We start from the raw sequence: 15,013 nt of genomic DNA on the forward strand, positions 1-15,013 counted from the left end.
ATTATTAAAGATTCGTTTCTATATGAGCAACAGCGCACTTCAGGAGAAGGTTTACAAAGTAATGAATGCCCTTACCCGTACTGGCGAATTTCGAGATATCATCGAAATCGTTAAGGAACTCCTATGTCTTATTTATATATCCTCAAGGTCGAATCTGAATCTGGAGAAATATCACGATGATATATACACACTACGTAATGAAATTCCTGGTTCCAAGGTTGATCCGTTTACTAAAAACATCTTTTACGAGGATGTCCTGATGTTATCTGGGGCAGCGATGCTACATTTAATTGAGGCTCTTCGTAGTTTCGATATTTCTGATGAAGTAAAGAGATCTGAGTTGGCTGACTCTATAATAAGCTTTGCAATAGAACATACTGGCAAATCATCAGGCCAATTTTTGATTAACAATAATCTTGCAAGATTGATTGCGTTCCTCGCTTGGGAAAGAGGAATGGATGATGTTGTTGATCCTTTTGCCGGGATTGTAAGCTATGCAGTTACACCGGAATTTTCCGGCATAAAATTTCGTGGAAGGGAGTATTCTCTTGATGCTACCGTTATAAGTAACCTGCTGTTGGCTATCCACGGACGAGAACAGTCTGTAGAGGAAATGAGTATGGCAGATAAATGGGAATACCCTGAAAATGCGGAAAATTTGATTACAGTTCCACCTTTTAACTTTCCGACAAAAGAACTGTATAGCGACATCTCGTGTCGTTCTAAATATGCTCACGAGCTGATAGTTGAGTATTTTATAGAAAACCCCAGCTCTAAAAAAGCAATTATATTGCTTCCATCTTCTTTTGCATATTCACAAAATAGCGAATGGCTACGAAAAGAGCTGCTCAACAGGAACTATATTGATAAAGTAATCTCATTACCGTCCGGAGTTCTAAATGGAACACAGATTACTTCGTTGATTATTGTATTGGACAAGACGAGAGCCGATTGGGACGAAGAAGATATCACTTTTATTTCGCTTGTCAATTGTGCAAGAAATATGTCTCGAGGTCGTAGCGAGTTAAATCTTGAATATGCTAAAAATCTTATTCTCAGTAGAAGCGGAAAGTATGCCAAGGATGTAACAATCGATGAAATTTTAAATTCGATTAGTACAGATATAAATCCTGGGAAATATATTGTTGGGAATTTACTGCCGGAAATATCCGCAGATGCTCATATCGCTCCTTTGTCTACGTTTTTGCAACCCATTGAATTGCAATCACAAAGAGTCAAATCGGGAGAAACAAAAGACATTGTAGGTTTAAAAGACTTGTCCGATATTTATGATTTTGTCGTTATCGGGAAACCGTCATCAAAAACCACATCCCGTTATGTTGAACTTTCTGAAGATGCCATTATTTTAACTATAAGCTCAGGTAAATTTCATGTAGGACGATTCAAGTACAAGGGAACACCGATTGGCCTGAGCATCAACCTCGCAGCATTTGCGACAGAATGTATTGGTGATATGGATTATATCCTTCTTGAATTGTCCAAACCATATATCTCTAAGCAGCTTGAATTGCTTGGCGTTGCCAATCAGCCAGTATCCGATTATGTGTTACATAATCTACGTATAGTTTGCGAAAATCTGCCACGTCAAAAAGAGATTGTTCTGGAAGCACAGAAGCAGATCGTATCCGAATTGCATATCGGCTTATCGGATGCCCATACCGACTATCGCAAAGACGTGCATATTAAGAAACATGCCATCGGACAGACCGTCGGCTCTATCGGCAACTGGTGGACCTTATTGGAAGAAGCAAGGGACAAAGGCAATCTCATCAATGAATCCATGATAATTGGAGATTCCGAAATCAGTTTAGGAGCGGTGTTGGATAATCTGCGTAACTGTTTTGGGAGATTGTCTGTTCAAATTGACAGATTTGATCGGGGTTATAATGCCACGTCTGTCATTATTAATCTTGATGAGTTTATCAATGAGTATATAGGGACTCATTCATCGCCCATTTTCAAATATGAAATAGTGGACGATGAAAACAGTAAGCCTGAAGGTGAGACCGAGAGCAAAAAACTTCGCACTATTTTCTTCCCGAAGGACGTGCTTGCAATGATTATGAACAATGTCATAAGCAACGCTTGCGCCCACGGCTTTGATAATACCATGTCTTCAAGCAATCTTGTTCGGATAGCCGTCGAAGTATCTGGAGGTGTAATTATACTTTCTATATCCAACAATGGCAAACCGGCTCCCTCGGATATGTCCGCAGAAAAGATAATGACCTACGGAGAATCGTCTGATTTGCGTTCACATTGTGGTATCGGTGGATATGAAACCCGTCAGCTCATGAATGATTTCGGTGGTGAGGTCGATATCATATTGGATAAAGACGCCGAATTTCCGGTTAAATATCAATTAACGTTTAAATCCGTTGACAATGAGTGATCAGACGCGTTATAGAGTTCTTTGGATAGAAGACGACCCTAATTTCAAAGATTCCTTTGAGAGGCTTGCCAAATTAAACGGAATTTACATGTCGCATTATGCTGATTGGGAATCGGCATCAATCTATCTCAATCAATACCTTGACGAGATTGACGCGGTAATATTTGATGCTCACTGCAAAATAAAAAAGGCAGAAACTGTCGGCAATGATAGTTTCTTGCATATAGCAATAGTTGATTTGCTTCTGATTTTCGCAAAACATCATACCGTAAGACCATGGTATATTCTATCGGCCGGTACTATGAATAGGTTTGCCGATGTGACTGCAATTATTGAGGCATATCGCAAGGATTATGTCGAAGAATGGGGTGAACTGGTTTATACCAAAACTCGCCCAAATGTCTTTTCGAGTCAATTTTCCGATGAGTTTGGCAATGGAGAATCTGAGCCATCTGAGATGGATTTGATTTCTACAATTAAGGTTGTCTGTTCAAACCATTCCCATAACCATGCACTTGCCCGACATAGAGACGCTTTACAATATCTGGGTGTTCATTCATTGATTCGTGGCAATGCACGCAAATTCCTGTTGCAGTTGCTCGATGCTCTTTATGACCCGAAAGGCTCTGTGGGGTTTGCATTTACGGGGAATCCTATCCGAAGGATTTTCGAGTGCATCGTTCGTGCCGGTGTCGAACGTGGAATCATCCCCGAAGAAGCCATCGCCGGCGGAAATGTTAAATGTATGGAAGCGAGCCGTTTTCTTTGTGGAGAAAACCCGAAAGAACTTCCTTACAGATATGGTCTACTGGGTGAGAGGATTCTTGATGCAACGGAATCAAGCATGTTGATTACAATTCTGACATCCACGAATGTAGCGTCACACGAATCAGCGGAAGACTATGAAGAAGATGAAGTGACTTTGACTGAAGACAACAGAGATGAATTTTCAGGATGCGCTCTTTTGATGTGCCGCGTGATAAAGGCTTTCGGCAGATATGCCGAATCACACAAAGACATTGAAGAAAACAAATTAAAATGGAAGCCCAATCCAAATACTGTCGAAGGCAAGGAAATGACAATCCAATCAGCCGGAAGTATACTTTATGCAGGTGACTGTCTGTTGCCTGTCAAATCATGGCTGCACCCTGGCAACAAGGTCATCTTGAAGGATGTCGTTCTCAATACTGATGTCTCGGCAGGTCCCTTCCCGTTCTTCTGTAAAAATCCTCAAACACCCAAAGCAAAACGTTGAATTATGGCAATAAAGAAGTCTGAACTATATAGCACGTTGGCTAAGTGCACTAACAAGATCCGTAGCAACTGCGGACTCAATGCCGAGTTGTTCAAGAATTATGTTCTTATCATGCTCTTCCTCAAATATATATCTGACCGCAAGCATTCGGGAGAACTGGAACTCATCGAGATTCCCGACGGATGCTATTTCGAGGATATTGTCAAGCTGAAAGGCACTACCGCCATTGGCGACGGTATCAACAAGATTATCGGACAGATAAAGGATGCCAATCCCGGTGTGCTTGATTTCATCGACCAGACAAAACATGATTTCTGCAACAAAGATCTCGGCAAGGACCTCAAGGCGGCAAGTAATGTTATAACGGAACTGGTCACAGCTTTTCAGGCTGACGGTCTCGACTTCAAGCGCAACCGTGCCGCCGACGACGACCTCATCGGTGACGCATACGAATATCTGATGCGCAACTTCGCCAGTCAGAGTGGCAAGGACAAGGGTCAGTTCTATACCCCCACCGAGGTAAGCCGTTTGATGGCGATACTTATAGGAGTGAACCGTGATACCCGTCGCAACATCTCGGCCTACGACCCTACCTGTGGCTCCGGTTCTCTTTTGCTCCGTACCAAAGCTGCGGCACGTCCCGGCACAAGTGTCAGTCTGCAAGGTCAGGAAATCGATCCCGGCAACGTGGAGATGTGCAACCTTAATATGATCATACATGGCGACGAGACTGCTGACATACGCTGGGGAGACACCCTCAACAATCCTCTGCATGAACGCAACGGTGTGCTCGACACATTCGATTATATTGTCAGCAATCCTCCCTTCTCGCTCCATCGCTGGATGTCGACAGCCAAGGAGGATGACGAGTTCGGACGATGGAACCACTCCACCGGAGTGCCTCCGCAGCAGTATGGCGATTTTGCCTTTTTGATGCACGTGGTGAAGTCGCTGAAAAACGCTACTCAGAACGGTCCTGCCGGACATGCCGCAGTAATTCTCCCCAATGGTGTGCTCACCCGTGGCGGCGACGAGGAAACACTGCGTCGGTTCCTCGTTGACCAGCAACTCATCTCCGGCATCGTGGCATTGCCGCCCAACACCTTCTACGGCACCGGCATTGCCGGAAACATCATCGTCATCGACAAGAACCGCAGCCGCGACGGCATCCTCTTTATCGACGGTTCTCGCGGTTTCTACAAAGACGAGGACTGCAAAAACCGTCTGCGCGAACAGGATTTGCGACGCATCACCGACGCATGGGAAGCCCGCACAGATATTCCCCATTTCGCCCGCCTCGCAAGCTACGACGACATACGCGCCGAGGGCTACAATCTCAACATACCCCGCTATGTAGCTCCCGAGAGCAAGGAAATCGACCACGACATTGAGGCTCATCTCCATGGCGGAATACCGGAGGCCGACATCGATCGTCTCGGTCATGTCTGGGAGGCGGCTCCGTCGCTCCGCGCAGAGTTGTTCATTAAGCTGCGCGATGGGTATGCCAGTCTTATTCAATCGCCTGATACCATTGCCGACACCATTGAGAACAATGCCGCCTATATGGCCCGCCGCGTGGAGTTCGGTTGCGCCCTCGACCGTTGGGCCGAATCCGTGCGCACATCGATGCTCGCTCTTGAAAAGGATTGTCACCCCAAGGAGGTTATCAAGCAGTGGAGCGACTCGTTGCTCCGCACTCTGCTCGGCACTGAGTCGTTGCTCAACGCATATGAGGTGTACGATTGCTTAATGAACTACTGGAACGAGACCATGCAGGACGACGTGTATATGATTTCACGCGACGGCTGGGCGCCGGAATTGACCGTGCCGCAGAAGAAAAACGCCAAGTGGGACGACCTCTCCTGCGACCTCCTTCCGCTCGAAATTGTGGTGGAGACATTCTTCTCGGAGGAGAGAGACAAGTATAACGAACTCTCTGAACGAATTTATGCTATCACTGAACAGTTGAAGACGTCGACTGATGGTCTCGACCACGAGGATGAAGAAGGGTCGCAATATATCAGACTCTCCGAAAAAGAGCGGTTGATGTCGACCGCCACGCTCAAAAAACTGAAAGCGAATCTCAAGAAACTCAACATCGAGCTTTACGACAAGATTCTGCTAAAGTATTCGCAGATTGACGAAGCTACGGTGCGACGTCTTGTGGTCAATGACAAATGGCTTGCGACCATCGTAAACCGCAGTCATGAGGCGATGGACGGGGTTGCACAGTCTCTTGCCACCGAAATAAAAGCTCTCCACTACCGCTACTCCGACACCCTCGCCGACATAGAAGCGGAAGTAAGCGAGAAAGAATCCGCAGTACTCAACCACCTCAAAACAATGGGCTTCACATTATGATAGAGACGAATTTCAGACATACCGACATCGGCCCGATTCCTCACGATTGGGAGGTGAAGCGTACAGTTGATTTATTTGATATAAACGCGGCTGGCGATTTAATGCGAGACAATTATTCCGAGGTTAAAACATCGTGTCACATTTATCCTATCTATTCGAATTCAAACATTGACAAAGGGTTGTATGGCTATACATCATCACCGCGTTATCGCAAGAACTCTTTTACAATTACAGGTCGAGGAAATTTAGGGATTGCAGAATATCGTAACACAGATTTTGATGCTATTATTAGGCTTTTAGTGTTATCTCCGAAAAAAGGAGCATCTTCTCTTTTTTATTCGTACTACACCAATTTTGCTCATCCTTACGAAGGCTCAGCAACAAGTATTCCTCAGTTGCCTATACCTAATGTCGCAAAGGGGCTAATTCCTGTTCCGCCGGTTGGGGAGCAGGAGGCTATCGGCAAGGCGTTGAGTGATATTGACGGGTTGATTGATGTGTTGCGGAAGCTGATTGAGAAGAAGCGCAACATCAAGCAGGGCGCAATGTCGCGCCTTCTCTCAGGCTCCCTCCGCCTCCCCGGCTTCAATAAACCGTGGAAAACAAACTTATTATCTGATGTGGCGTCATATGGCAATGTTCCTCTTCCATCCGATATGTTTGATGCTAAGAACTACGTGTGCACTGAAAACATGATTTCAAACAGGGGTGGAATAATCCCTTATGATGATTATGTGTGCTCATATATGGTAAAAAGCTATGTTCCCTATGATATTTTAATTTCAAATATTCGTCCATATTTGAAGAAAATATGGTTTGCAGACTGCTCTGGAGGCGTATCGGCAGACGTTCTTGTAGTTCGGTCGAATTATGATATTATTAACGCTAAGTTCTTGTATACAATCTTGTCGCATGACAAATTCTTTTCTTATAATATGGAGGGAATCGCAGGGACGAAAATGCCTCGAGGGAACAAGCGGCATATCATGAATTATGAATTTATAATGCCCACAGATCTCGCCGAGCAGGAAGCTATCGCCAAGGTACTGACCGACATGGACTCGGAGATTGAGAATCTGGAGAAGAAGCTTGCAAAGTATGAGCAGGTGAAGCAAGGAATGATGAAGCAATTGTTAACCGGAAAAATTCGTCTGATATGAGACAACTTATAACCCATCCGGAGCGTGTGACTCAAAACGAGGCGATACGCCTGGTGCAGAGCGTTCTCGGTTATCGCTATTTAGGCAATCTTGCCGACACTGAAAATAGCAATATCCGCGTCGATGATTTGCGTCGTTTTCTAATCAACAAACAGCATTGCACCGAGGCGATGGCCGACGAGGCCATTATGAAACTGCGCGAAGCGGCTCAGTGCAGCCAGTACCGCGACCTCTATAACAAAGGGCTGGAGGTGTATCGCATGCTCCGCTATGGCGTTTCGGTGAGCCAAGGCTATAACGAGGTAAACACCACGGTGCAGTTCATCGATTGGGGACACGCCAAGGAAAACGATTTTGCCGTGGCCGAGGAGGTGACGGTGCGACGCGTCAGTGAAGACCTGCGCCACCGCCGCCCCGACATGGTGGTGTATGTCAACGGCATCGCCCTCGTGGTGCTCGAACTGAAACGAATGAGCGTCAGCGTTGCCAATGCAATCCGTCAGAACCGCCGCAACCAGCAGGATAATGAGATATGCCACTTCTTCACGACGGTGCAGCTGATTATGGCCGGAAACGAGAGCGAGGGTCTGAAATATGGCGTTACGAAGACACCTGAGGAATTTTGGCTGAAATGGAAAGAGCCGACAGGCGACCCGTGTCCGCCAAGTCGGTTTACGATGCAGGAATTTCCAAACGAGATGTTCCGATCCCTTTTGCAGATGCTCGAACCCGGGCGTCTGTTGGAGTTTATACACGACTGCATAATCTATGACGGAGGAATCAAAAAAGCGGCTCGTCCGAACCAATACTTCGCATTGGCAGCGGCCAAGGAGCGCGTCCGCAAGAATCAGGGCGGAATCATCTGGCACTCGCAAGGCGCGGGTAAGTCGCTGACCATGGTGTGGCTCGCGCAGTGGATTCAAGAACAGCCGGGCGACAACCGCATACTCATAGTGACCGACCGCGACGAGCTTGACCGACAGATAGAAACAGGATTCAAAAACACCAACCAGACACCCAAGCGAGTGCGCAGCGGTCGCGAGCTTGTGGACGCAATCCGAAAACCCGGCAACAGTGTGCTGACCACCCTGATTCATAAATTCGGCCTCGGTCTGCACGATGCCACTGCCGACCGAATCACCGTAAGCGGGAAAAAGGCGACACGCAGTGCCGAAAACATCATGGAAGCAATAGCCCGGTCACTCCCGGAGGATTTCGCTCCGGCGGGAAACTTCTATGTGTTCGTCGACGAGTGTCACCGCACTCAGGGAGGTGTGCTTCACAAAGCCATGAAACAGATGATGGGCGACAAAGTGATGATGATAGGTTTCACCGGCACACCGCTTTTGAAACAGAACAAACTCACTACGCTCGAACAGTTCGGCTCGTTTATCCACACCTATAAATTTGATGAGGCGGTGCGCGACGGTGTTATCCTCGATCTCCAATATGAAGCCCGCAATGTTGAACAAGCCATCGAGGAGAGCGATAAAGAGAAAATAGACCGAATGTTTGATGCCCGCACCATCGGCCTCGGCGATCGCGCGAAAGAAGCCTTGAAAAAGAGATGGGCGACATTGCAGAAACTCTATTCGAGCCACGACCGTATGCAGCGTATAGTAGCCAATGTGTGTGAGGATATGGTGTTCCTCAGTCCATTGGTTAATGGCCACGGGAACGCTATGCTTGTAGCCGGCGACGTATATCAGGCTTACCGCTATTGGGATATGTTTCAGCAGACTCCCGAGTTGCATAATCATGTGGCAGTTGTGACAAGCTACGACCCGGCATTGGGTATAAGCATAGAAGATGGATATAGCGATGACAGCCAGCTCACAGAGGAGGAATTTAAGCAAAGGAAAGCACAAGAGATGATGGGCGACATGGATGCCGTCAGCTATGAGCAATGGGCCAAGAAACAGTTTATCGACAATCCTAACGACATGAAACTCCTTATTGTGGTCGATAAGCTCTTGACTGGTTTCGACGCCCCCAAAGCGACATTCCTCTATATAGACAAACACATGGAAGATCATAATCTTTTTCAAGCTATCTGCCGTGTGAACCGCAAGAGCGAAGACTGGAAAGAGTTCGGCTACATCATCGACTACAAAGACCTTTTCAACGAAATTCATGACGCCATAGAGGGTTACACTACCGGAAAGAACGAAAACGCCCTTTCAGGTTTCAGCGACGGGGATGTGGGCGGACTGTTGAAGAACCGTCTTGACGAATCGAAAAAGGCTCTTGACGATGCCCTTGAGGAACTGGAGAATTATGTGCAGTTTGTGAAAGAGCCGAAAGGTGCCGACCAGTATTTCGACTTCTTTTGTTGGAACCAGACAACGACCCCGGCCGAAGAACAACAGGCGGTAAGTCTTGAAAATGCAAACAAACGAGAAGGATTTTACAACCTCGTGCAGAAACTGACAAACCGTTATCTCGCCATTGCCACACAGATGGTGGAAGCTGGATACACAGTAGAACAGGCCGAAAGGATACATCAGACGGTGCTGGATTATGCCGAACTTCGCGATGCAATCATGCTTCGCTCGGGAGACATGACCGATCTTAAACAGTATAATTCGATGATGCGTCAGTTACTCGACCGCTATGTAAAAGCTCCCCGTTCAGAGGTACTCGCCAAACTGGAGGATTTCACATTTCTGGAACTTATTGAGACGGAAAAGGATGCGGAGCAGGTTGCCGATGAACTGACTGACGGCGGCAAGGATGGTGAACCGTCCGTTGCGGAGACAATCGCATCCAATATACGTCACTACATTGTGCGCAAGCGTGATACCAACCCGGAGTATTTCGATAAACTGAGCGACAAGCTCAACAAATTGCTGGAGGAATATCGGCAGAAAGCAATCGACTACCGCACAATGCTTGTGCAACTCCTGATGACTGCATCGCGGACACATGGACGCGCAAGTTATCCCCAAGAGCTTGACACACCGCTGAAACGTGCCCTATACGACAATCTCGACAAGGATGTCGAGCTGGCATTGGGCGTTTACGATGTAGTGGAGAACAATGCACAGGACAATTGGCGCGAGCTTAAAGCCCGTCGTCTACGACTTTCAAAGGCAGTCGGTCACTACACCGGATTTGATGATGACCGGCTTAATTCGTTAATGGGTATAATTGCATCAAACGAAGAATTTCAATGAAAGTAGGAGAATTTGAGGTCGACGTAGAACGTAAGAAAATCAAGAATATGCACCTTTCGGTATACCCGCCGGAGGGGCGTGTGCATCTGTCGGTGCCTGAACACATGACCGACTGGGACATCTCTACTTTTCTCTTTTCCAAACTGGGCTGGATAAGAAAACAGTTTAAGGAGATAGAGTCACAACCCCGACAGACCGAGCGTGAATTTGTCACCGGAGAGAGTCATTATCTCTTCGGCAACCGTTATCTGCTGCAAATTATCCCCGACATGCATCTGGGTATAACACTCACCACGAATTTCATGGAGATGCACGAGTCAAAAAAGCAGACACGGGCCGAACGTGCAGCGATGCTCTTTACATACTACCGAAACGAGCTTAACACCGAGCTTGAAAAAATGATGACGAGATGGCTGCCCATCGTCTGCCCTGATATGGAGGGTATAAAATGGGAAATCGATATGGTGTTACGGCGATGGGGACAATGCTACCAATCGCAAAAACGAGTTGTGTTCAGTCTCCTTCTTGCCCGCGTACCGTGCCGCTGCATCGAATACGTCGTAGTGCATGAACTGACCCACTTCCATGTACGCGAACATGATGAGAACTTTACCCGCCTACTCGATACCCACCTTCCCGACTGGCGTGCCCGGAAACAAGAACTCGACAACTTCATAGCACTCGCATTACCCGAAAAATAAAACTTATGCCAAAACAAAACAGCAAGCTATATAAGTCGCTGATTGAAAAGTCAATCGGAAGTATGGTCTCAGCAATTGAAATCTACAACAAACCTGATTTCAAATATAGGGAAGAGACATTTGCGATATTGGCTATCAATGCGTGGGAAATTCTTTTTAAGGCTCGTTTGCTAAAACTGAACAACCACAAACCTAATTCAATATTCTGCTATAAAGCCTATCAGAACAAAGATGGCAGCAAATCAACGAAAAAGAAAATTCTTGATAGAAACCGCACTGGCAACCCCAAGTCAATCTCTATATTTGAAGCAATGAAACGTCTGTGGGATAAAAAAGATATTCCAGAGGCCGTTAAACTCAACATCGAAGCTTTGATAGAACTTCGTGACAACGCCATACACTTCATAAATACTACTTCAATACAAAAGCCTGTTCAAGAGCTTGGATTTGCGTGTATTAGGAATTATATCACCATTATCAAGAAATGGTGTCCTAAAAGTGGTATAAGTAAATATAACCTGTATCTTATGCCGTTAGCATATTTGGATGGTAGGATTATGGCTACCGGCACTATGACACGGGAATCTCAAAATTTCATATCGGTGGTCCAATCGATGATGGAAAGATCGGAACCATCAGATGAGTTTGATATTGCCATACGAATAGGGGTAAATTTCCACAAAAGCAACTCCTTTGAAAGTACTCCAGTTCAATATAGTAAAGACGGTACGCCTGTAACTCTTTCGGAGGAGGATATTCGGCAACGGTTTCCATACTCTTATATGGACGTTTGCGCAAAAGCGAAAGAACGTTACTCTGATTTTAAACGTGGGAGTGGCTTTAATGCTATCATGAAGGAGATTAAACGAGAAAGTAAATTATGTTTTCAGCGGAAGTTGGATAATACTAATCCAAAATCCCAATCCCAGTATTTTTATAGTACTAATATTTGGCAGAAGTTGGACTTGCTCTATACACGTAAATCTAAATAATACAGCAACATATGAAAGCGTTGACATATACGGCAAAAGGACGGTTCGAGCTGAATAATAAGCCTAAGCAGGATATTATTGATCCGACGGATGCGGTAGTGAGGGTAACGCTGTCGAGCATTTGCTCGTCGGATTTACATATTCTGCATGGGGCGGTGCCTCAGGCGGAGGTCGGCATAACTGTCGGCCATGAGATGGTAGGAGTCGTGGAGGCTGTCGGTTCGGAAGTTTTCAAAGTAAAGCCGGGCGATCGCGTGGCTGTGAATGTCGAGACGTTCTGTGGAGAGTGTTTCTACTGCAAGCGTGGCTTTGTAAACAATTGCACTTCAGGAGGCTGGAAAATTGGCTGTCGTATTGACGGCGGTCAGGCGGAGTATGTCAGGGTGCCATTTGCAGACAATGGTCTGACTCCTATACCGGAGGATGTAAGCGATGAGCAGGCTTTGTTTGTCGGCGACATACTTGCCACGGGTTACTGGGCGGCTAAGATTTCCGAGATTTCGAGCGATGACTCTGTTTTGATAATAGGAGCCGGTCCGACAGGCCTTTGCACTCTGGAGTGTGTCCGTCTCTACAATCCGGCGAAGATCGTTGTATGCGAGATCGACGAGACGAGGCGCGAATTTGTGCGTACACACTATGCCGATGTGATTGTAGTTGAACCGAAGGAGTGCCAAAAGGTGCTTGACGGTTTAACGGATGAGCGAGGATCCGACCGGGTAATTGAGGTTGCTGGAACTGAAGACACCTTCCGTATGGCATGGGAGTGTGCCCGGCCAAACGCGATAGTTACAATCGTGGCACTCTATGAAAAAGCACAGACCTTGCCACAGCCTGATATGTATGGCAAGAACCTAACATTCAAGACAGGCGGCGTTGATGCTTGCGACTGCGACAAGATTATGGAACTAATCGCGCAAGGTAAAATTGAAACAACGCACTTGATCACGCACTGCTATCCCTTGAGCCGCATACTGGAAGCCTATCGGCTTTTTGAAAAGCGAGAGGATGGAGTAATCAAAGTGGCTATTTCCACGGATTAAATCCAGCGAGATTTGCAGGGGCAGCTATTGAGGTAGTTGTCGATGAAGCCGGTGGCTTGGAGGAAGACGTAGTAGATGGTTGTGCCGAAGAATTTGAGCTACGTCGTTTCATGTCCCTGCTGATTGCATAGGGGTTGGTGAAAAGAGCAAACATACTGTTGAAGGGTTGTTGTTGATGATTGCTCCTGTATGCGATAGCAATAGTATAGAGGGATTCATCCAGCTTATGTAGATTGAAAAATAATCTGTCATTTACCTTTTCGAGCTTATGGTATTAGCATGTGGATATAATGACGTCCCAGAAATGAAGATGTTGAGCTGAATCGGTGGAAATCAGCGGCTCAGCATAATAAAACACCAACAACAGCCCGTATGTTTGGCAGATTATTTGTAAATTTGCGTACTTGGATTCAAATACGGTGTTCGGAGAGGGCATCTCACGGAGGTGAGTGCGCTTCCGGGCTATGGATTCAGGAGCAAACATATGAAGGTGTTATTCGCCGACTGTCTTCTACATTCAAACTTGGCCGTCTGAAACGAGATGAGGATGATCGAACGATAGCACCTGCATCGATTGCATATAGCCGCCAACCCCGGTTGGCGATTCTATACGCATCATGGTGTGGGGCTGTTGTTTTTATCCATCTCGTAGGCAAGCCAAGGCCTGAATGTAGGGTAATTCGATGTCTCACACCATTTTTATAAGAAACAATTATGACACTAAAACCAAGACATTACACTCTAACTGCAATACTTTCCTTTTTGGCAAGTGCTTCTACATTCTCCGCATCTGCTCAAACAGAGCAAAAGATTACGGAGATTTTGATTGTCAAGGATAAGGGTCCGGACTCTGTTAACGTCAACGGGAAGAAGACTTCGGTCTATGATTTGCAGTCGCTCGACAGCGAACCCGAATATCCCGGGGGCGTGAGCGGACTCATGTCGTTCCTCGGGCAGAATCTTGTCTATCCTGAAAGTGCGGTGCAGAACAATATTCAGGGTAAGGTGCTGGTTAAATTTGTCGTGACAAAGGAGGGTAATGTTGCCAACGTTGAGGTCATCCAATCGGTTGACCCTGCATTGGACACTGAAGCGGTGCGTGTTGTCAGTCTCATGAAGGGCTTTACACCGGGTATATTGAATGGAGAGAAGGTGAATGTGTGGTATGTGTTGCCGGTGAATTACAAGCTTCAGGACGATAGGCAAGATATTCAGTATGAAGGATTCGATGCTGTGGAGATTGATTCTGTCGGTTATAAGGAAATGATGGATTTGGGTATCAAGTCACGACAGGAAAACAATCTTCCACATGCCATAGCCTATTTCAAAGAGGCTTATCACATTAATCCTTACAGCATTGAGCCGATTGAAAATATCACGGCTATGAATACTGCTGTCGGCAAGGAAGGAGACAATCAGGCCGTTTTTGAATATGCCATTGATGAGCTAACACGTTGGAATAGACTGAACGGAATCGGAAACAGTGCCGTGGAGCCGATGGAATATTTGGCTGCGAAAATGAAATCTATTGATGCCGATAATATCTATCCCCGGACTTCCTTGCTATGGACATATATGGAAACTCGCAATCCGGATTATGAGATGAAGGTGAAGAATCTGTTGGACGAACTGATTCCGGCAACTGAAAAGCAGGAACTATGGCCGCAATATGGCTATCTGATGAGTCTTCGGGCTTGTTTCATTGAAAATGAAAAGGAGCTAATTCCTTTTGTCGAACCCAATGTAGACAAACTCGCCAAATCGCCTCAGGGTGTTGGCGCACTTGTCATGCTCAGCCGCATGTATCGCGAACAAAACGATAATGCCAAGGCCGACAAATACATGAAAATGGCCGAACAAGCTGACCCCGAAAGAGAGGAACTTCCCAAATGGTTAAAATAAGATGAGGACG

General features: G+C 46.3%; 9 protein-coding genes. All 9 read left to right on the forward strand.

Annotated features, from left to right (window positions below):
• The first annotated feature begins 22 nt into the window (after nt 1–22).
• Entirely contained in the window at nt 23–2,413 is a 2,391-nt protein-coding gene (locus tag E4T81_RS03845) for an N-6 DNA methylase (protein WP_135041586.1), read from the forward strand.
• Complete coding sequence (locus E4T81_RS03850) at nt 2,406–3,668, forward strand: hypothetical protein (RefSeq protein WP_135041588.1); 1,263 nt, start codon at nt 2,406–2,408, stop codon at nt 3,666–3,668. The genes E4T81_RS03845 and E4T81_RS03850 overlap by 8 nt, the downstream gene beginning before the upstream one ends.
• Nucleotides 3,669–3,671: 3 nt before the next feature.
• Entirely contained in the window at nt 3,672–6,029 is a 2,358-nt protein-coding gene (locus E4T81_RS03855) for an N-6 DNA methylase (RefSeq protein ID WP_135041590.1), read from the forward strand.
• Nucleotides 6,026–7,189 (forward strand): restriction endonuclease subunit S, encoded by a 1,164-nt coding sequence (locus E4T81_RS03860; RefSeq protein WP_135041592.1) that lies wholly within the window; start codon nt 6,026–6,028, stop codon nt 7,187–7,189. Before E4T81_RS03855 ends, E4T81_RS03860 begins: the two co-directional genes overlap by 4 nt.
• Entirely contained in the window at nt 7,186–10,365 is a 3,180-nt protein-coding gene (locus E4T81_RS03865) for a type I restriction endonuclease subunit R (RefSeq protein WP_135041594.1), read from the forward strand. Before E4T81_RS03860 ends, E4T81_RS03865 begins: the two co-directional genes overlap by 4 nt.
• Nucleotides 10,362–11,066 carry a M48 family metallopeptidase gene (locus E4T81_RS03870; RefSeq protein WP_135041596.1) on the forward strand — a complete coding sequence of 235 codons (705 nt, stop codon included), beginning with the start codon at nt 10,362–10,364 and terminating at the stop codon, nt 11,064–11,066. Before E4T81_RS03865 ends, E4T81_RS03870 begins: the two co-directional genes overlap by 4 nt.
• A gap of 5 nt (nt 11,067–11,071) precedes the next feature.
• Nucleotides 11,072–12,058: a DUF3644 domain-containing protein gene (locus E4T81_RS03875; protein WP_135041598.1), complete on the forward strand. Its 987-nt coding sequence runs from the start codon at nt 11,072–11,074 to the stop codon at nt 12,056–12,058.
• A gap of 11 nt (nt 12,059–12,069) precedes the next feature.
• On the forward strand, nt 12,070–13,101 hold the full coding sequence (locus tag E4T81_RS03880; RefSeq protein ID WP_135041600.1) for an alcohol dehydrogenase: 1,032 nt from the start codon (nt 12,070–12,072) through the stop codon (nt 13,099–13,101).
• A 714-nt stretch (nt 13,102–13,815) separates the two neighbouring features.
• Complete coding sequence (locus E4T81_RS03885) at nt 13,816–15,003, forward strand: energy transducer TonB (protein WP_135041602.1); 1,188 nt, start codon at nt 13,816–13,818, stop codon at nt 15,001–15,003.
• The last annotated feature ends 10 nt before the right edge of the window (nt 15,004–15,013 follow it).

Origin of the sequence: Barnesiella sp. WM24, assembly GCF_004570975.1 — a bacterium.
Taxonomy (GTDB): domain Bacteria; phylum Bacteroidota; class Bacteroidia; order Bacteroidales; family Muribaculaceae; genus Muribaculum.

What these genes read in the sequence shown, in the direction of transcription:
- E4T81_RS03865 (WP_135041594.1), top strand. Translation starts at nt 7,186, where the DNA reads ATGAGACAACTTATAACCCATCCGGAGCGTGTGACTCAAAACGAGGCG.
- E4T81_RS03845 (WP_135041586.1), top strand. Translation starts at nt 23, where the DNA reads ATGAGCAACAGCGCACTTCAGGAGAAGGTTTACAAAGTAATGAATGCC.
- E4T81_RS03850 (WP_135041588.1), top strand. Translation starts at nt 2,406, where the DNA reads ATGAGTGATCAGACGCGTTATAGAGTTCTTTGGATAGAAGACGACCCT.
- E4T81_RS03860 (WP_135041592.1), top strand. Translation starts at nt 6,026, where the DNA reads ATGATAGAGACGAATTTCAGACATACCGACATCGGCCCGATTCCTCAC.
- E4T81_RS03875 (WP_135041598.1), top strand. Translation starts at nt 11,072, where the DNA reads ATGCCAAAACAAAACAGCAAGCTATATAAGTCGCTGATTGAAAAGTCA.
- E4T81_RS03885 (WP_135041602.1), top strand. Translation starts at nt 13,816, where the DNA reads ATGACACTAAAACCAAGACATTACACTCTAACTGCAATACTTTCCTTT.
- E4T81_RS03880 (WP_135041600.1), top strand. Translation starts at nt 12,070, where the DNA reads ATGAAAGCGTTGACATATACGGCAAAAGGACGGTTCGAGCTGAATAAT.
- E4T81_RS03855 (WP_135041590.1), top strand. Translation starts at nt 3,672, where the DNA reads ATGGCAATAAAGAAGTCTGAACTATATAGCACGTTGGCTAAGTGCACT.
- E4T81_RS03870 (WP_135041596.1), top strand. Translation starts at nt 10,362, where the DNA reads ATGAAAGTAGGAGAATTTGAGGTCGACGTAGAACGTAAGAAAATCAAG.